The sequence below is a fragment of the Nannocystis punicea genome, from assembly GCF_026965555.1.
Lineage (GTDB): Bacteria > Myxococcota_A > Polyangia > Nannocystales > Nannocystaceae > Nannocystis > Nannocystis punicea.
The window spans coordinates 10,564,375-10,582,811 of sequence record NZ_CP114040.1 but is presented as its reverse complement, the minus strand read 5'-3'; the positions used below and the strand labels follow the sequence as shown (position 1 = coordinate 10,582,811).

The following is an 18,437-nucleotide window of genomic DNA, read 5'->3' as shown; positions in this document are numbered from 1 at the left end:
GCCACGAGCGCGTGGGGGCTCGTCTTTTGCCCAGCTTCGCGGTACATCATGGTCCGCCTGGAGCCCGCATGATGCGACCGTCGACCCTCCTCGCCCTGGCCCCCGTCCTGGCCTCCGCCCTCGCGTTGCTTCCGCCGTCGCTCGCCCGCGCCGCCGACGACGAGCCGGCCGCGGAGGCCGAGGCCAAGCCCGAGAAGCCGGTGGCGCCGTGGCGCAAGGAGCTGCACATGATCGAGGTCGGCTGGCTGATGGGGGCGCTGTTCCCGGCCAAGGACCACGGCCTCTACGGGGTCGAGCCGCCGGCCCCGCCGCGCTCGTTCAAGACCGGCTTCGACATCGGCCTCCGCCTCGCGTACCTGCCGGTCCGCTTCGTCGGCGTCGAGATCGAGGGCAACGTGTCGCCGACCAAGGTCGACGTCGAGGAGGGCAAGCGCGCGGTGCTGTTCGGCCTGCGTGGCCACGTAATCCTGCAGCTGCCGACCCGGATCACCCCGTTCATCGTCGCCGGCGGCGGTATGTTCGGCGGCTCGTCGAAGGACGAGCTGGTCGGCAAGAAGGTCGACGGGGCGCTCCACGTCGGCGGCGGCCTGAAGATCTACGTCAGCAAGTGGGTGGCCATCCGCATCGACGGCCGCGACATCATGACGCCGTCGTACGCGAAGGCGGCCGGCGGCGAGCTGAGCTACGCCCACCACGGCGAGTTCACGTTCGGCGTGTCGTTCGTGTGGGGCCGCAAGGGCACCAAGATGTGGTCCAGGGGCTAAGTCAGGCCGGGGCGATACAGTCGGTCGAGGTGCAGGTCGCGCGGAGCTCGTCGTCCGGCGCCAGCGCGGCCAGGCCGGGGCCGACGATCGCTTCGCCGCTGCGCTCGCGCTCGGTGAGCTCGAGGTTGAGGTCGAATAGGAAGCGCAGCGGGTCGCCGCGCAGGCCGTAGGCGGCGTCGACGGCCCGATCGAGCCGCTCGTGGGCGTCGCGCAGCGGGCCGTCGAGGCGGCGGTAGAGCTCGCGGCGCGAGCAGTCGTGCTCGAGCAGGGCGGCGCTGCGGAGCGCTCGCAGGTCGCGGGCGGCCGCGGCGACCTGGTGGACCTGCGCGACGCTCGGGGCCTGCGGCCACGGGAACGCGTCCCACACGGTGCTCGAGGTGTAGCGAAAGTCGCGCTTGAGGGTCGAGCAGCGGGCGGTGAACCACTGCCAGTGCGCCGCGGACTGGAGGACGCCGAACGAGTAGTCGTCGTCGAGGGCGAACACCACCAGGGCGTCGCTCGGACGGATCTGCGCGCTCACGAACTCGAAGATCGGCCGCCGGGTGACGCGCACGCAGGCGATGAAGCGGTGCAGAGGCGCGAGGGCTTCCAGCATCTCGCCGCGTCGCCACGACAGGCGCCACCAGCGGTCGAGGAAGCCGGCGTGGTGGCGGTTGATGCGGGCGCCGGGGCGGGTGCGCTGGAGATCGGCGTTGCGCCGCTGCTCCTCGGCGGCGGCGCGGCGGCGGTCGGGGAGGACGGTGTCGGCGACGCGGGCGAAGGGGCCGGCGAAGGCCTCGGCGGCGGACAGGTCGCGCTCGCCGAAGTCGATGACGCAGCGGCTGGGCGCGCCGTCCTTGCGGCCGAGGAGGTCGTCGCCGCCGAGGTAGGGGAACAGCACCGCGGCGTCGTGACTGGCGTGGGCACGCAGGGCGCTGGCCTCGGCGGAGGGCAGGAGGAAGCCCTCGTGGCCGGTGGTCTGGCCCTGATAGCAGCGCGCGGCGGCGAGGTTGCTGCGGAGGGGCCTCGCGGCGCTGACGTCGGTGTCGGGGCTGAGCGAGGGGCCGATCCGATCGACGACGACGGTGTGCCAGGGGCTGTGCGCGGCGTCGCCGGTCTGCCACGCGAGGAATTTTTTGCCCGGGAGGTCGGGTCGCTTGATCCAATTGACGATCGAGACGTTGACGGCGGCGTCGCCGGACCAGACCTCGGCGGCGACTGCCTCGGTGATGGTGCCGGAGCGGGCGATGGGGCCGAGGCCGCTGTCGCGCGATTCGTTCTGGCGGATGGTGTTGGTGCCGACGAGGCCGGCGCGGCCGTCGGGCGGCAGGTGGTCGTGGGCCCTGCGGAACCAGTAGACGCAGTAATCGGCGCGGCCGGAGACGTCGGGGTAGGCGTCGCGGAGCCGGCGGAGGTACTCCGGGCCGAACTCGCGCTGCATCTTGTTCTTGGCCTGAAACGGCGGGTTGCCGAGGATCACGTCGGCGGCCGGCCAGTCGGTGAAGAGGGCGTCGGCGACGCGGAGGTTGTCGCGCAGGTCGTCACGTCGGACGGCGAGCGGGTCGGGTGAGACCCCGAGGTCGTGGCGCGCGGTGACCTGACCCAAGAGCAAGGTGAGCCTGGCGAGCTCGACCGCGAACGGATCCTTGTCGAGGCCGAAGAAGTTGCGGACCGAGACGCGCGGGCGGATGAGAGGACCTGACTCGGACGCCGCATCGATCTGCAGGAGGAGCTCGAGCTCGAGGCGGAGGAGCTCGCGGTAGGCGACGTAGAGGAAGTTGCCGCTGCCGCACGCGGGGTCGAGGACGCGCACCTGCGCCAGCTCGGCGTGCAGGGCGAGCGACTGCTCGCGCGTGGCGGCGGCCTCGATGCGCTCGCGCCACGGGCGGACCAGGGTCGGCAGGACGATCCGCTGGATGTCGGCCTCGCTGGTGAAGTGGGCGCCCAGGGCGTGCCGGCGCTCGCGGTCCATGCCGCTCTGAAACAGGGCGCCGAACACGGGGAGCTGGACCCGCGACCAGTCGGCCTCGGCGGCCCTGGCGAGGTAGCCTCGCTCCTCGGCGGTGAGCTCGAGCGGCCCGGGTGGGGCGGACAGGCCGATGCCGTCGGCGTGCGCGAGGTCGAGGCCGGCGGCGAGCTGCTCGGCGACGCAGCGCAAGGTGAAGCGCTGCGCGACGTCGCGATCGACGCCGCGGACGACGAGCAGGTTGAACACGGTGGCGAGGTGATCGGCGGCCTCGCGGGTGAGGGCGACGCGGTCGTTGCGGAACCGCGGCGCGCGAGGCTCCCGGAGCAGGAACGTCAGGGCCGCGTGGTCGCGCGGCAACGCGGCGACGGCGAGGGTGTCGAGCGGCTCGGTGAATTGCGCGGCGAAGTCGTGGAGGACCAGCTCGTCGAAGTTGCAGAGGGCGACGAACTGCGGGTGATGGGTGTGATACTGCCAGTGCTCGAAGGCCTGATGCCGGCGTCGATCGAGGCGGGTGCCGCGGGGCCACAGCTCGAGCAGGAAGCTGCTGCGCCACCCGAGCCGGGCCGGCGCCGCGGTGTTTCGGGGGGCGAAGGATGCTCCGGCGTGGCGCAGGTCGTCCCAGCCGAACGCGCGGAAGAGGCGCTCACAGAAGGCTTCGGCGTCGCCTGCCCGGTCGCCCGCCAGCTCGCCGGCGTGGGCCGCGAAGTCGGCGAGTCGCTGCTCGATCGGCGGACCCTCGGACATGCGGGGCGCACATGGGAGCACGCGACCCCCCGGGTGTCCAGAGCTCGGACGGCCGCGCTAGTTCGCGGAGGCCCGCGCGATCAGCAGGGCGGTGGCGGCGGCGACCAGGTTGCCGCCGGGCTGCTGCGCCTCGCGAACCAGAGCGGCGCGCTCCTGCGGATCGTCGCAGTGCGCCGCCAGCTCGACGCACAGGCGGCTGCGCACGTCGGGCTCGCCGTCGCCGGCGAGGCCGTCGCGGAAGGCCGCGGCCGCTTCGGTCGCGCGTCCGAGCCGCGCGAGCTGCCGGCCGCGGTGCAGGTGCAGCAGCGAGAGCCGGGGCGCCGTCATCAATGTCTTTTCGGCCAGGTCGAGCTTCTCGTCGGGCGGCATCGGCCCGTCCTGCAGGGCATGGGCGGCGAGGAAGACGGCGTGATCGAGCTCGCCGGCCGCGAGCCGGCCGGCCAGCCAGAGATCGGCGCGGCAGTGGAACCACCCGGGGGCCAATCGTTCGACGTCGGCGTAGGCGGCCTCGGCCTCGGCGTAGCGCCGCAGGTGCAGCAGGGTGAAGGCGGCCTGGTAGCGACAGTGGGGATCGTGGCGATCGGCGGCGGCGGCCCGCTCGAAGCAGGCGAGGGCCTCGGCGTATTCGCCCTCGCCGCCGTGGGCCTCGCCCTCCTCGGTGGCCGCGGTGGCGCGGCGCAAGGTGATCCGATCGCGCTCGAACACGAAGCGGACGTGCTCGGCGAGCGCGGGCAGCTCGTCGAGCTCGTGCGGGGTGCCGTCGACGACCGCCAGGACGCGGTTGCGCGGCTCGCCGGCGGCGACCAGCTCGGCGCGGCGCAGGCGCCGTCGCTTCGCCTCGGGATCGCTGGTCTGCTCGGCCAGTCGCCGCGCGCAGGCAGCGGCCGGCTCGCGCTGCTCGAGCCAGCGGTGGGCCTCGAACAGGTTGCCGAGGTAGATCGCCACGCCGTCCTCGTCGCCGGTCTGCTCGCACCGCGCGAGCGCCTGCTGCATGTACGGCAGCGCCTGCTCGGCCTCGCCGAGCTCGAAGTGACACTCGCCGATCCGCCCGAGAGTGATGGGCAGCAGCTCGTCGGCGCCGCTGCCCTGGAGGCGCTCGACGTCGGGCAGCAGGTGCATCAGGAGGCCGCGCGCCGCGGCGAAGTCGAGCGCCTCGATCATCCCCTGGGCCCGGGCGAGCGCGTCTTGCCAGCGCATCAGCGGGTTGTCGCCCGGGGTGCCCATCAGCCGCTGGAACAGCGAGGGGTCGTCCAGCTGCTGGGCGAACACCTGGGCGATCGCGACGAGCGACTGGACGTGCGATTGCAGGGCGCCGGGGTCGGACCGCAGGTGCTCGGGGACCTTCTGCCAGGCAGGGAATTGCGCCGCGACGGTCTGCCGGTGCTCTCCGCAGAGCTTGCCGAGCCGCGACAAGTCGCCGCGCGCGGCGGCGTCGAACAGCTGGCGGCGAAGCTGCTCGGGATCGTCGGTGCCGGCGCCGCGCTTGCCGAAGAGACGCGCAAAAAATCCCATCGTCGAGCTCCTCGGGCGAGTCTACTCGAGATCGCCCGGGGCTCGCCGGTGCACGGCTGCCGGTGTACGACGTTCATCGGGACGCGTAGCATCGCGTCGCGCGGCGACGTGCTCGTGGGGGTCGGAAGCGGCTGCGTGCGAGTCAGCGGATCGGCACAGGGCGGCGCGCCGGCGCGTCCGGATGATCGAGGTCGACGTCGAAGCGGGCGACGACTGCGAGGAGCACCGCCTCGACGGCGACGATCGCGTCGCCGACCCGATGCTCTCGCCGAGCGCGGCGAACCTTGCCGTCGTCGGTGGGAATAGCGGTAGGTGGTCGCGTAGGCGGAGAGATACTCGATCTCTCGCAGCCGGGGCTTGATCGGGTTGTCGTCGGGGAGCTTGTCGATGAGCGCATCGAGGTCGTGCTTGATGCCGACGTGCACGCCTCGGAAGTGAGGACCGCCTTGATCAACTTCTCCGCGGCCTGTTCGCAGAGGTAGATCGCGTTCCGATTGTTCGCGGCCGCCAGGAGGCGGGCCCCGGCGAGGTCCTCGTGGGCCACGCGCAAGAAGCCGGCGATCTTGCTCTCAACGCTCATAGATCAGCACGCCGCGGTGGGCGGCCTCGTGGGCGAGGGTGTTCGGGGTGTCGCGATCCTCGCGGAAGTCCTTCTCATGGCAGGCGATGAGGTCGGCCCTCACGCGGGACTCCTTGCGCAGCTGCCAGCCGACCAGCGGATCGATGTCGTCGTCCGAGGTCTCGTCGGGGACGATCACCAGCAGGTCCCAGTCGCTCTCGAGCGTCGCTTCGCCGCGCGCCCGACTGCCGAAGAGCCACACCTGTTTGGGGCTCCAGCGGGCGATGAGACGCTCCAGAACGGGCACCACGCCGGCGAGGTCGATCTCTTCGCCGCGAAGATCGAGGACCGAGCGCTCGCGGGCTCGGTCCGCGTGGCCCGGGCGTGAGGCGTCGGCGCGCACGGACTTCATCGTAGCACGCCATGAACTTCCCGCCCCGCGAGGCGGGCGCAGGCCGCCCCGGGCAGTGGAGCGGGCTGCGCTGCGCGACGCTCAGCGGTTGCGGGCGGGGCGCTGCCAGTCGTGGTCGAGCATCGTGACGCCGCCGCGGGCGGTGACCCATTGGTTCGTCACGATGTAGTACGAGCGGAAGAGCCACGGGCGCACTGCGAACACGAAGTTGTGCTCGTGGGTGACGCAGATCGGGGTGCTCGGGTGGCGCGGGAATTTCCAGGCCTTGACGGTGTCGCGCAGGACCTGGTCGACGGCCGGGTCGCCGACCGAGTCGAGGGTGGTGATCTTGTCGACGGCGCCGGTCGGCTCGACGCAGAAGCCGGTGCGGCCGATGCCCTGCGACCAGTTGACCTGCAGGTCGAGCGCGGCGAGGCGCTTGGGGTCGGGCGGGGCCCAGGTCTTGGTCGCGGCGTCGTCGGCCAGCAGGGCCCACAGCGCGGTGTAGTGGCCCGACTCGGCGTGGCAGGCCTCGAGCGAGCCGCGGCTGCACCACTCGCCGGCGAGCGACTTGGCGCGGTCCGGGTCGGCGGGGGTGCCGATGCCGTGCTGCAGATAGGCGGCGACGCCGACGCAACCTTCGGCGAGCTCCTTGTCGCAGGCCTTCTGGTAGGCGGCGAACGCCTGCGTCAGCGACGACTCGTCCTTGCTGCTGGCGGCGTGCAGCCAGCCCAGGCGGGCGCAGCCGATCGCGTCGCCGAGGTCGCAGGCGGCGGTCAGCGCCTGGATGGCCTTCGGGACATCCGGGGCCGAGCGGCGGGCGAGCCACTCGTCGCTCAGGCACATGCCCTCGATGCGACAGGCCAGCGCGTCCTTCTTGCTGCAAGCGGTGGCAGCCTCGGCGCACGAGGCGTCGCGGACCTTGATCGCGTCCTGGCGCGCCGGCGGCTCGGGGCGCACGACCGAGTAGTGGTTGCCGAGCAGCACGCACGCCGGGATGTAGTTGAGCTCGCAGGCGCGGCCGAAGAAGCTGGCGGCGGTGTTGAGGTCGCGATAGCCGCGCGACAGGTCGTGGCGGGCCTCGTAGGCGTGCGCGACCGTGAGGCAGGCCTTGAGGTCGCCGCCGTTGCACTCGTTGCAGGTGCGCGCGAGCTGGCCGTGCTGGTCGCAGCTGACCATCGCGGTGGCGTCCCACGGCGACAGCGCGTAGCCGACGTTGGGGCGCTTGCAGGCCGCGGCTCCGGCGGCGACGGCAAAGCAAGCGAGTAGGAGCAGCGACGTGGTGCCCTTCGTCATGGCGCGCGGAATCTACCAGGCGAGGCGGGTGGGGTCACGCTCGAACTCGTGCCCCAGCACACAGCGCGAGAACGGCGCGGCGAGCCGGGCGCAACCCGAGCAAACGCGTGCGGACGGCGCCGTCAGAAGGCGCTGGTGGTGACGGAGACGGTGCGCTCGGGGATCGTGTAACGCCGTGGCAGCCGGACCGTGAAGGAGCTGCCGCGCCCCACCGAGGAGCGGACCTCGATCGCGCCGCCCATGAGCGAGACCAGGCGCCGGCACACGGCCAGGCCGAGCCCGGTGCCCTCGTAGCGGCGCGTGGACGAGGCGTCGACCTGGGTGAAGGGCTCGAAGATCCGCTCGATCTTGTCGATCGGGATGCCGATCCCGGTGTCCTCGACGAACACCTCGAACAGCTCGGGCTCGCCGCGTAGCCGGACCGTGACTGTGCCGTCACGCGTGAACTTGATGGCGTTGCCGATCAGGTTGATGACGACCTGACGCACGCGCGTCGGGTCGTGGTGGACCTCGCCGACGTCGTCGGCGAGGTCGAGGGTGAGGACGTCGTTGTTGCGCAGGGCCAGGGGGATGAAGATCTCCACGACCTCGCGCAGCAGCTTGGCCGGCTCGAAGTCGGTCGGGCTCAGCTCGAGCCGCGAGGCCTCGATGCGCGTGAGGTCGAGGACGTCGGTGATGAGCCCGAGCAGGTGCCGGCCCGAGGCGTGGACCTTGCGGATGTCGTCGATCAGGTCCTCGTTGCCGCCGCCGCGGTCGCGCAGCTCGTCGACGACGAGCTCGCTGTAGCCGAGGATGGCGTTGAGCGGGGTCCGCAGCTCGTGGCTCATGGTCGCCAGGAAGGCCGACTTGGCGGCGTTGGCGGCGATCGCCTGGTCGGCGGCGTGACGCGCCTTTTCTTCCTCCTGGATCGCCGACGCCAGCTGCGCCGAGGCTTGCTCGATCTGCACGATCGCGGCCTCCTTCGTCGCCTCCGAGTACGAGGTCATCCACGTGACCAGGGTGGCGGTGCCGGCGATGGCGCCGAAGGCCAGCAGCACGGTCGTCTCGGGGTCGTTGAGCTCGGGCAGCTCGAGGCCGCCTGCCTGGGCGACGTAGACGCCGGCGATCGTGGCGACGCTGATGACGCCCCAGGCGAGGCCGCTGCGCCGGCCGGCGATGATGCCGGCGAGCATCGGCAAGAGGGTGATGCAGACCGTGAACGGGGCCCGCACGCCGCCGCCCTGGAAGGTGGCGAACACGAAGCCGGCGTAGAGGATCGCGCAGATCCAGTTGCCGGTCAGCCACAGCGAGCCGCGGCGCAGGAACAGCACGCCCAGCAGCATGAGCAGCAGGCACACGCTGGTGTTGACGAGGGCGATCGCGCGGAGGTCGGGCTCGCGGATCATCGCCAGCGGGATCAGGAGCGCGGTGCCGACGACGAGGTTGGCGCCGAGGATGCCGAGCGCGAGCTGCGAGCGACGATGGTTGACGGGGTCACGCCGGAGTTGCGCCGGGATCAGCCCCTGGGCCCACGAGAGCCATCGCCGCAAGCTGGGCGCGTCCGTCATTTCGCCCCGCCATTGTCGCCAAAAGCACCCCATGTGGGCCAGCGTCCAATCGTGAGGGCGCAGGAGTCCGCGCTTGCCCGCTCCGGGTCCGCGGCCCTGGCGCAAGGATCGGGGCGGGCCCGCGCGGGGGCCCCGGGTCAGGCGGCGGGCGCCTCGTCGTGCGGCTCGGTGACCAGCTGGCGCGGCAGCCGGACGCGGAAGGTCGAGCCGATCCCGGGTTCGCTGGCGACGCCGATCTCGCCGCCCATGAGGCCGCAGAACCGGTGGACGATGGCCAGACCGAGGCCGGTGCCGCCGTACTTGCGGGTGGTCGACATGTCCGCCTGATAGAAGTCCTGGAACAGCTTGTCGATCTGGTCGGGGCGGAAGCCGATGCCGGTGTCGGTGACGGTGAAGAGGATGTCGTCGCGCCCCTCGGCCTCGTCGACGATGTGCTCGACCCCGAGCGTGATGACGCCGTCCTGGGTGAACTTGGCGGCGTTCGACAGCAGGTTGAAGAGGATCTGCTTCACCTTGGTCTCGTCGCCGGTCATGAATTCGAGGTCGGTCTGGATCGCCTGCGCCAGCATGTTGCGGTTCTTGGCGATCATCGGCGTGAGCATGGCGGAGACCCGGGCCACCAGCGCCGGCAGCGAGAACTCGACGATCTCGAGCTGCATCTTGCCGGTCTCGACCTTGGAGAGGTCGAGGATCGTGCTGATGAGGTCGAGCAGGTGCGAGCCCGACATGCGGATCTTGCCCAGGTCGGTGACCATCTGCCGGCTGCCGAGGTGCTCGGCGTCCTCGACCAGCATCTCGCTGAAGCCGATGATGGCGTTGAGCGGGGTCCGCAGCTCGTGGCTCATGTTGGCCAGGAAGGTGCTCTTGGCCCGGCTGGCGGCCAGCGCCTGGTCGCGCGCGGCGGTCAGCTCCTCGTTGAGCCGCAGCAGGTTCTCCTCGGAGATCTTGCGCGGGGTGATGTCGCTGACCAAAAGGACATGTCCCGGAGTCGCGAGGTCGAGCTCGTGGAAGTGGCCGGTGAAGGTGATCTCGAACACCTGGCGCTCGCCGCCCTGGAGGAGGTCGGCGACGCTGCGGCCGAGCGACTGCATCTCGCCGCAGTGCGGGCAGGGGCGCGGCTCGGGCAGGAGCAGCTGGCGGGCGGCGCCGGCCCACCAGTCGGCGACGGAGGGCCAGCGGCTGGTCATGTCGGCGAGGATCGGGCTGTGGCGCGCGAGCTCGCCGTCGGGCTGGAGGACGGCGATGCCGATGCCGACGGCGCTGGTGGCGTGCTCGAGCAGGGCCGACTTCTCCTGCGCGGCGGCGACGACCTGGGCCTCGAGCTGGGCGGCGCGCGCGGTCTCGAGGGCGATGGCGATGTGGCCGGCGATGGCGCAGAGGATCTCGACGTCGCCGCCGGTGAAGGCGCCGCGGACCAGGCGGTTGTCGAGGTAGACGATGCCGATCATGCGGTCCTTGAGGATCAGCGGGGCCGCCATGGCGCTGTGACGCCCGCGGCCGCCGCGGTCCTCGCCGGACACGACGACCGGCTCGCGCGTGCTCTGGACCTGCTCGACGACGTCGCGGACGACGCCGAAGTCGGCCGCGAGCTCGCCGCCGCGGGCGTCGCGGCCGACCTTGAACTCGAGCTTGCCGGCGTCGTCGCACAGGAACAGGGCGCAGCGCTCGGCGGCCAGGAGCCGCGCGAGCTCGTCGATGGCGATCCGCGCCTGCTCCTCGAAGGCGCGCGCGGTGGCGGAGGCGAGGCTGAGCTCGAGCAGGGCGTCGAGGTGGCGGCGCAGGCGGGCGGCCTGGACGTCGCCGAGGTGGCCGTCGCCGGCGCCGCGGTGGTCGTCGCCGAACCCGAGGTCGAAGGCCTTGCGCAGGGCCTCGGCCCGCGGGCGCCAACCCAGCTCCTCGGCCAGAGCGGCGGCGGCCCGGGCCTCGCGGCGGCCGGCGTCGACCCGCCCGGCGCCGCACAGGGCGTACGCCCGCTGCTGCAGCGCCTCGCAGCGCAGCCAGCGGTTCTCGGTGGCGAAGGCGATCTGCTCCGCTTCGGACAGGTCCGTAAGGGCATGGTCGAAGAGACCTGTCATCCAGGACATGCCCGAACGGCCAAGTAAGAGGAAGCCGCGCAGGACCGGGTGGGCCGGCAGGAGGGTGAGGGTGTCGAGGGCGGCGCGCAGGCGGACGAGGTGGGGCCCGCGCTGGGCCGGCGGGGCGGCGAGGGCCTGGTGGAGGCGGGCGTAGGCGACGAAGGCGTAGGCGAAGCGGACGTGGTAGGGGACCTGGCGCGGGCGCAGCGGCAGGGCCTCGAGGCGGGCGACGGCGTCGTCGACGGCGACGAACGGCTCGTTCAGGAGGACGAGGGTGATGGCCTCGAGGCCGAGGAGGTTGGCGAGCTGGCCGCGGTCGTCGGGGAAGGCGGCGGCGCCGCGGCGGGCCTGGTCGAGGTGGCGCAGGGCCTCGTCGCGGCGGCCGGCGCCGGCGAGCACGACCGCGTGCAGGCCGTGGGTGAAGACCATCGCCTGGCGGGTGGTGCGGTCGCCCTCGATCTCGAGCTCGGCGGCGAGGCGGCGCAAGATCGCCAGGGCCCGGCCGTCGTGCCCGCGCAGCCACAAGTTGAGCGCCAGCAGCTGGTGGGTGAAGGCGAGGCCCCAGCTCTCGAGCCAGCGGTGGTGGTCGGCCAGGGTGCGCGCGAGCATCTGCTCGGCGGCGATGACGTCGCCGCAGGACTCGTGGATCGCGGCGGCGTAGAAGCTGACGCGCGCGAGGGTGCGGCGGTCGCCGACGGCGCTGGCCATGGCCACGGCCTCGGCGGCGCAGCGGCGGGCCGAGCGGGTGCGGCCGACGGCGGCGTAGACGATGCCGAGGGCGGTCTTGGCCCGCGCCAGCTCGGCCGAGGGGCCGAGGCGCTCGCTGTAGTAGCGCTGGCGGATCACCGCCTGCAGCAGGGTCGACGGGCGGATGTCGAAGTAGGCGACGCGCACGGCGTCGTCGTAGAGCTGGGCGAGCAGGCGCTCGCGGGGGCGGCGGCGCGGCGAGGCGCGGCCGGCCCCGGTGGCGGCGATCAGCACCGCGAGGAGGCCCATCACCGCGCTGAGGGCCAGGGCCAGCGGGCCGCGCGAGGGCATGGCGGCGTCGACCTCGGCGAAGGCGCTGGCCAGGCTGGCGAGGGCGCGCTGGTGCTCGAGGCGGAACAGCTCGACGCGGGCGCGCCGGCGCAGCAGCTGGGCGCGCCGCAGCGGGTCTTGCTCTTGGGACATGGCCCGAGAGACATGGACGTCGGCCTCGTCGTGGCGGCCGGTGCGGCTGCACACCTCGCTGAGGCCCTCGTCGAGGCGCGGATCGGGCGGGAGGCCGACGCGGGCGCGCAGCTCGTCGGCGCGGCGGAAGTAGCGGTAGGCGTCCTCGTCGGCCGACTCGGCCTGGGCCAGGCGGCCGGCGCGGAGGCAGACCTCGATCGCGCGGCCGGGCCTGGAGTGGTCGCCGGCGAGGTAGTGGTGGGCCAGGCGGTGCAGGCCGTCGCCGTCGACGTCGGCGACGTCGAGCGCCTCGGCGACGCGCTGGTGGTAGGAGGCGAGGCCGGCGGCGTCGAGGCCGGCCAGCAGGACCTCGCGCACGCGGTTGTGGACGAAGCTGAAGTCGCCGTGGCTGCCGCGCTCGAGCAGGCGGGCGGCGGCGGCCTCGGCGAGGGCGTGGCTGACGCCGAGCGGGTCGCGGGCGAGGACGCGGGCCAGGAGCGCGGGCTGGACGTCGGGGCCGAGGACCGCGGCGGCGCGCAGGGCGTCGCGGGTGCGCTCGCTGAGGCGGGCGACGCGGGTGAGCAGCAGCTGCTGGACGTCGCCGGGCAGGTGGAGGCTGGCGAGGCCGGCGACCTCGACCTGCCAGACGTCCCAGTAGGGCCGCAGCACCCCGCCGTCGAGCATGGCCCGCACGTACTCGATGACGCCGAGCGGCAGGCCGCCGCTGCGGGTGGCGACCAGGCGCACGAGGCCGTCGTCGACGCGCCGCTGGCCGAGCAGCGCCGCCATCAACGCCGCGACCGCGGGCTCGGACAGCGCCTCCAGGGCCAGGAATTCGCACGCGCCGTCGCGGTCGAGCTCGCCGGCCCAGCGCTCGAACCGGCCGACCGCGACCAGCAAGAGCGGCAGCTCGGCGACGCGGCCGACCAGCAGGCGCAGGGCCGCCAGGGTGGCGTCGTCGATCGCCTCGGCGTCGTCGACCCACAGCACCGCGCCCGGGTGCGCCTCGGCGATCAGCGCCAGCGCGTCGACCGTGGCCGACACCAGCTCGCCGCCGTCGCCGCCCGCCAGCGCCAGGGCGTCGGGCCGCAGCCGCCGCAGGTGCGGGTCGACGGCGGCGCGCAGGCCCGCGAGCGGCCGCGCCTCGGCCCGGCACCTGACCGCGAGGACAGGTACGCCGCTGTCGGCCTTGGCGGCCGCGAAGGCGGCCAGGAGCCGCGACTTGCCGCTGCCGGGCTCGCCGGTGACCAGGACCCCGCCGCCGAGGCCCTCGCGCGCGCGCGCGTGGGCCTCCTCGAGCCGGCGCAGCTCGGGCTCGCGGCCGACCAGCGGGCCGTCGAGCTTGTCCTTCGAGACATGTCCGAACGGACCTGTCGGAATGGACTCGTCGATGGCGAGCAGGGCCTTCGCGGTCTCCTCGCCCGACTGGAAGCGGTCGTCGGGGTCCTTGGCCAGCAGGCGGGCGACCACGGCCGCGAACGCGGGCGAGCAGCGGGGCGCCAGCTCGCGCAGCGGCGGCGGGGCGAGCACCGCGTGCTGGCGCAGCAGCTCGTCGGGCTCGCGGGCGAGGAAGGGCGGGCGGCCGGACACCGCCTCGAACAGCATGGCCCCGAGCGCGTAGAGGTCGGAGCGGGCGTCGACGGTGCGGCCGAGCATGCCGCCCTGCTCGGGCGCGCGGTAAGCCGCCGGCCCGGCGGCGCCCGGCGGCGCGGCGTCGAGGCGGATGTCGAAGTCGACCAGCTTCACCAGGCCGCTGGCGTTCTGCAGGAACAGCACGTTCTGCGGCCGCAGGTCGCGGTGGATCAGGCGCCGGCGGTGGACCTCGCCGAGCGCCCCCGCGAGCTGCAGGCCGAGCTGGATCGCCTCGGTCTCGGACATAGGTCCGGCGGACAGTCGTGCGGCCAGGGTGCGGCCCTCGACGTACTCCATGATCACGTACGGCAGCCCGCCGGCGTCGCCGATCTCGAACACCTGGACCACGCACGGGTGCGACAGCGTCGCCAGCGTCGCCGCCTCGCGGCGGAAGGTCAGCGCCGCCGCCTCGAGGTCGCCGCCGGCGTCGGTGCGCAGCAGCTTGACGGCCACCACGAAGTCGCCGCGCCGCGCCCGGTAGACCACGCTCCGCGCGCTGCGGCCGACCTCCTCGAGGAGCTGCACGCCCGGCAGCTGCGCAGTCGGTGTGTCCGGCACCGCGGAAGTATCACCCAATCGGCGGCCGCTTCGCGGCGCTCGCAGCCGCGCGTCGGCTCGGATCCGCGCCGATCAGCGGGTCGCGTTCGCGGTCGGCGGCGTCACCAGGCGGGGGTACAGCGCGGCCGGCGGGACGCCCTCGCGCAGCAGCGCCTCCGCGCGCTCGAGCTCCTCCTGGATGACGAGGCGGAACTCGAGCTCGGGCACCGCGCCGTCGACCGCGCGGCCGTTGACGAAGTACGCGGGCGTGCCGCGGACGCCGAGGGTGCTGCCGAGGTCCTGGTCGGTGACGATCCGCGCGTCGGCGTCGGCGGCGTGCAGGCGCTGCTTGAACTTCTTGAGGTCGAGCTTCAGCTCCCTGGCGATCTGCAGCAGCGTGTCCTCGTCGAACCGGGCCTTCTCGGCGTAGAGGCGGTCGTGGAACTCCCAGAACTTGCCCTCGGCCTGGGCCGCAAGGGCCGCGCGCGCGGCCAGGAAGGCGTGGCTGTGGAACGGCAGCGGGTAGTGCTTGAACACCACGCGGACCTTGTCGCCGTAGCGGCGGCGCAGCTTCTCCAGCGTCTCGTGGCCGCGCACGCAGAAGCCGCACTCGAAGTCGGCGAACTCGACGATCGTGACCGGCGCGGTGGCCGGGCCGCGCTGCGGCGAGTCGTCGACCGGCACCGGGTAGATGACATCGGGCTTGAGCCCCGGCCGGGGCCGCCGCACCTGGACCTCGCGGTAGCCGTCGGCGATCGCGTGGGCGTAGATCTGGTCGGGCGCGACGCCCTGCTCGCGCCACTTGGCGGCCAGCTCGAGCTCCTCGCGGACCACGGAGCGCAGCAGCTCGAGCGGCTTGGCGCCGTTGATGTGGCGGCCGTTGATGAAGTACGCCGGCGTGCCGGTGACGCCGAGGCGGCGGCCCTGCCGGAGGTCCTTCTGCACCGCGACGCCCCAGCGCAGCGACTCGAGGTCGTCCTGGATCTTCGAGAGGTCGAGCTCGGCGGCGCGCGCGGACTCCTGCAGGCGCTCGAGGTCGAGCCCCTTCTGGCCGAAGATCCGGTCGTAGAACCCCCAGAACTTGCCCTGCTCGAGCGCCGAGCGGGCCATCAGCGCGGCGACCAGGGCGTAGCCGTGGAACTCGAGCGGGAACGCCTTGTAGGCGAAGCGCAGCTGGCCCGCGAACTCCTTCTCGAGCGCCAGCATGCTCTGGTGGCCCTTCTCGCAGTACGGGCACTCGAAGTCGGAGAACGCGACGACCGTCACCGGCGCGTCGGCGGGCCCGCGCACCGGCGCGTCGCCGACCTCGACGTAGAACCGCTCGTGCGGCACGTCGCGCGCGGCGCCGCCGGTCTCGAAGCCGGGCAGCCCGGCGGCGGCCTGGGCCAGCGGGCTCTCGCCGGTCGCCTGCGCCTCGGCCGGGGCCTCCGTGCTCGCCTTGTGGCGCGAGCAGGACAGGAGCGCGAGCGAGGCGCCGAGGAGCGCGGTGCGGAGCGAGAGACGCGGCATCGGCGTGCAGTGTACCGCGCAGCCGCGGGCGTTGCCTGGTACGCTGGCGGGAACATCGGCCGGCGGCGGCCGCGTCTTCTCCGCGAACCACCACGGGAGTCCCAGGCCATGCAGCGCGTCGTCTGTGTCGACGTCAACCACTCGTACGACGGGGTCCGCGACGCCGTCCGCGAACTCCGCCTCGAGATCCGCGCCGGCGAGGTGCTGGCGCTCATCGGCCCCAACGGCGCCGGCAAGAGCACGACGCTGCGGATCCTCGCCACCCTCCAGAAGCCCGACCGCGGGGCCGTGCTGTGGGACGGCCGCGACGCCTGGGGCGAACGCTACACGATCCGCCAGAAGATCGGCTTCCTCGGCGACGGGACCGCGCTCTACCCCGGCATGACCGCGGCCGGCTACCTCACCTTCTTCGCCGAGTGCTACGGCCAGGAGGACAAGGTCGCCAAGGCGCGCGTCGACGAGCTCCTCCAGGTGTTCGACCTCGCCAGCAAGGCGCACGCGCGGATCTCCGACATGAGCAAGGGCATGCGCCAGCGCCTGGCGATCGCGCGCACCCTGGTCCACCGGCCCGAGCTCCTTCTGCTCGACGAGCCGGCCGACGGCCTCGACCCACTGGCCCGCCGCCAGCTGCGCGAGGTCCTGCGCCAGGTCGCCGGCGAGGGCGTCGGCATCGTCATCAGCAGCCACATCCTGCGCGAGCTCGACGGCTTCTGCGACGCGGTCGCGGTCATCCAGCAGGGCAAGCTCGAGGTCCACGGGCCGGTCGACGAGGTCATCAACCGCTACGAGGTCGGCCGCCGCCTGCACGAGGTGCAGGTGACGCGCGGGCTCGGCCGAGCGATCGAGCTCCTGCGCAAGCACGAGGGCCTCATCGAGGCGATCTTGCCCCTGCACAAGGGCGAGCCCCAGCCCGACCCGGAGAAGGACGAGCGCGGCCTGCTCCGCGTGCGGATCCACGGCAGCGAGGAGCGCGCGGCCCACCTGCTCAAGGAGCTCGTCCTCGCCGACGTCGAGGTGATCGCGCTGGCCAAGGTCCGCTCCGACCTCGAGGACGTGTACAGCAGCCTCGGCCGCGACAAGGTCAGCTGATTTTTATGATCAAGAGCATGCCCGTGAAGGCATGTGCTAGGGGACATGTGCATCGGGGCATGTCTGCATGGGCATGCTCGAAGCGACAGGTCCGGCGTCCGGCCTGGTGACCGTCAGGCCTGGAAGAACAGCCAGACGAGCGCGGCGTAGCGGGCCAGTTTGCCCGCGGCGATCCAGCAGGCGGCGGGCAGGGCGGGCAGGGCGAGCCAGCCGGCCAGCAGGCACAGGGCGTCGCCGACGAACGGGAGCCAGGCGAGGAGGAGCACCGGGGTGCCGCGGCGCCGCAGCCAGGCGGCCCGGCGCGAGGCGAGCGCGGCCGGATCGACGGCGACGCGGCCGAGCCGGCCGAGCGCGTAGGTGGTGAGGCTGCCGGCCGTGTTGCCGACGGTGGCGACCGCGAGCGCGGCCGGCCATAGATCGGGCCGCGCGGCCAGCAGGGCGAGCAGCCAGACCTCGGAGGCGAGCGGCACGAGCGTCGCCGCGAGGAAGCTGACCAGCAGCAGCACCAGCAGCGAGGCCTCGGCGGGCGGGAGCAAGGCGGCGAAGTCGGGCACGCGCGCGCCCAGCATGCCCGCGCGCCGGGCTCGCGTCACGCGGAGGCGAGCAGGGGACCTCGAAGTTGCGCCGCGGCGCTCGCGGGCAGCGCCGGAAGAGCTGGCGCGCCCGCGGCTTCGGGGGTCGGGCTCGGTCGATGCGGGCTGGAGGTGCGGAGCTCGCAGGCGGCGCCGGAAGAGTTGGCGCGCCCACAGCTTCGGGGGTCGTTCTCGTACTGGTTCGTGCTGGAGGGGCGCTCGCAGGCGGCGCGGAAGAGCCGGCGCACCCGCGGCTTCGGGCGTGCTCTCGAGTCGGACGGGAGGCGATCAGGTCTCGTATTCGAAGGCGTCGATACAGACCTCGCTGGCCTCGCCAGTCACGAGATCCTCGAGACAATCGGCCTTGGCCTGGATGTCGGCGGCGGCGCGGCAGGTGTCGAAGTAGGCGGCCTCGCGGAGCTCGTAGCGGCCGGTCGGCGCGAAGTGGCCGCTGACGTCGAGCTCCTCCTTGTCGGCGACGTAGGCGGTGCGATCGCCCTGCAGGTAGAGGTCGAGCTTGCGCTGGCCGTAGTTGCTGTCGATGTCGTAGTGCACGCTCAGCGAGCCGATCATGGTGCCGGCCGCGAGCGCGTCGAGCATGCAGTTCACGGCGTCCTCGTCCGCGGTGGTGCAGGTCTCGTCGATCTCGCTGCACTCGAACTCGACCGCGGGACAGAGGCTGGTGGTGCCGCACACGTTCTCGACGGTGGAGGAGATGTTCATGTGCGCCTCGAAGCAGCAGCAGGCGTCGGCGGCGGTGTGCTCGGGGCACAGAGCGCCCGGCTCGCCGGTGTCGGTCGTGCTCGAGGTCGGCTCCGTGGTCGAGGCGCCGGGGCCGGTCGTCGAGGTGTCGGTGGCAGATTCGCCGGCGGTCGTCTTGTCGGTGCCAGGACAGGCCGGGAGGGTGACAGCGAGGAGGGCGAGGGGGGCGAGGAGAGGGCGCATGAGAGTGGCTTGGCGAGGGAGACAAATTCGAGGGCCGAATTTCCAGGCCGGGGAATTTCCGCGGCGCAGGCGACGAGCGGCCCCGGCGAAGAGCGTTCGCGGAGCATGCCTGCGCGCCGGCCTCGCGTCACGCGGACGCGACTGGGCGCAGTCGAGGCGCTCCACTCG

General features: G+C 73.0%; 12 protein-coding genes. 2 read left to right on the top strand and 10 right to left on the bottom strand.

Features of this window, described 5'->3' with window-relative positions; genetic code table 11:
• Window positions 1-68 precede the first annotated feature (68 nt).
• A complete protein-coding gene (locus O0S08_RS40575) occupies window positions 69-764 on the top strand; it encodes a porin family protein (RefSeq protein WP_269034874.1) in 696 nt (231 codons plus the stop codon).
• A 1-nt stretch (window position 765) separates the two neighbouring features.
• Here the strand turns inward: O0S08_RS40575 and O0S08_RS40570 are convergent, their stop codons facing one another.
• From O0S08_RS40570 to O0S08_RS40535, 8 genes are all read right to left on the bottom strand, one after another.
• Entirely contained in the window at window positions 766-3,456 is a 2,691-nt protein-coding gene (locus tag O0S08_RS40570; protein WP_269034873.1) for a DNA methyltransferase, read from the bottom strand.
• 57 nt (window positions 3,457-3,513) lie between these two features.
• On the bottom strand, window positions 3,514-4,968 hold the full coding sequence (locus tag O0S08_RS40565) for a tetratricopeptide repeat protein (protein WP_269034872.1): 1,455 nt from the start codon (window positions 4,966-4,968) through the stop codon (window positions 3,514-3,516).
• A 142-nt stretch (window positions 4,969-5,110) separates the two neighbouring features.
• Window positions 5,111-5,548: a hypothetical protein gene (locus O0S08_RS40560; RefSeq protein WP_269034871.1), complete on the bottom strand. Its 438-nt coding sequence runs from the start codon at window positions 5,546-5,548 to the stop codon at window positions 5,111-5,113.
• On the bottom strand, window positions 5,538-5,930 hold the full coding sequence (locus O0S08_RS40555) for a nucleotidyltransferase domain-containing protein (protein ID WP_269034870.1): 393 nt from the start codon (window positions 5,928-5,930) through the stop codon (window positions 5,538-5,540). The genes O0S08_RS40560 and O0S08_RS40555 overlap by 11 nt, the downstream gene beginning before the upstream one ends.
• A gap of 90 nt (window positions 5,931-6,020) precedes the next feature.
• Window positions 6,021-7,214: a hypothetical protein gene (locus O0S08_RS40550; RefSeq protein ID WP_269034869.1), complete on the bottom strand. Its 1,194-nt coding sequence runs from the start codon at window positions 7,212-7,214 to the stop codon at window positions 6,021-6,023.
• Between the two features lie 122 nt (window positions 7,215-7,336).
• Entirely contained in the window at window positions 7,337-8,761 is a 1,425-nt protein-coding gene (locus O0S08_RS40545) for a sensor histidine kinase (protein ID WP_269034868.1), read from the bottom strand.
• A gap of 137 nt (window positions 8,762-8,898) precedes the next feature.
• Entirely contained in the window at window positions 8,899-14,175 is a 5,277-nt protein-coding gene (locus O0S08_RS40540; protein ID WP_269034867.1) for a protein kinase domain-containing protein, read from the bottom strand.
• A gap of 72 nt (window positions 14,176-14,247) precedes the next feature.
• A complete protein-coding gene (locus O0S08_RS40535; RefSeq protein WP_269034866.1) occupies window positions 14,248-15,663 on the bottom strand; it encodes a DsbA family protein in 1,416 nt (471 codons plus the stop codon).
• Between the two features lie 108 nt (window positions 15,664-15,771).
• Here O0S08_RS40535 and O0S08_RS40530 point away from each other — a divergent pair, with 108 nt between their 5' ends.
• Complete coding sequence (locus tag O0S08_RS40530; protein ID WP_269034865.1) at window positions 15,772-16,752, top strand: ABC transporter ATP-binding protein; 981 nt, start codon at window positions 15,772-15,774, stop codon at window positions 16,750-16,752.
• A gap of 113 nt (window positions 16,753-16,865) precedes the next feature.
• Here the strand turns inward: O0S08_RS40530 and O0S08_RS40525 are convergent, their stop codons facing one another.
• Window positions 16,866-17,345 (bottom strand): YqaA family protein, encoded by a 480-nt coding sequence (locus O0S08_RS40525; protein ID WP_269034864.1) that lies wholly within the window; start codon window positions 17,343-17,345, stop codon window positions 16,866-16,868.
• Window positions 17,346-17,612: 267 nt separating this feature from the next.
• Window positions 17,613-18,269 carry a hypothetical protein gene (locus O0S08_RS40520; RefSeq protein WP_269034863.1) on the bottom strand — a complete coding sequence of 219 codons (657 nt, stop codon included), beginning with the start codon at window positions 18,267-18,269 and terminating at the stop codon, window positions 17,613-17,615.
• Window positions 18,270-18,437 lie beyond the last annotated feature (168 nt).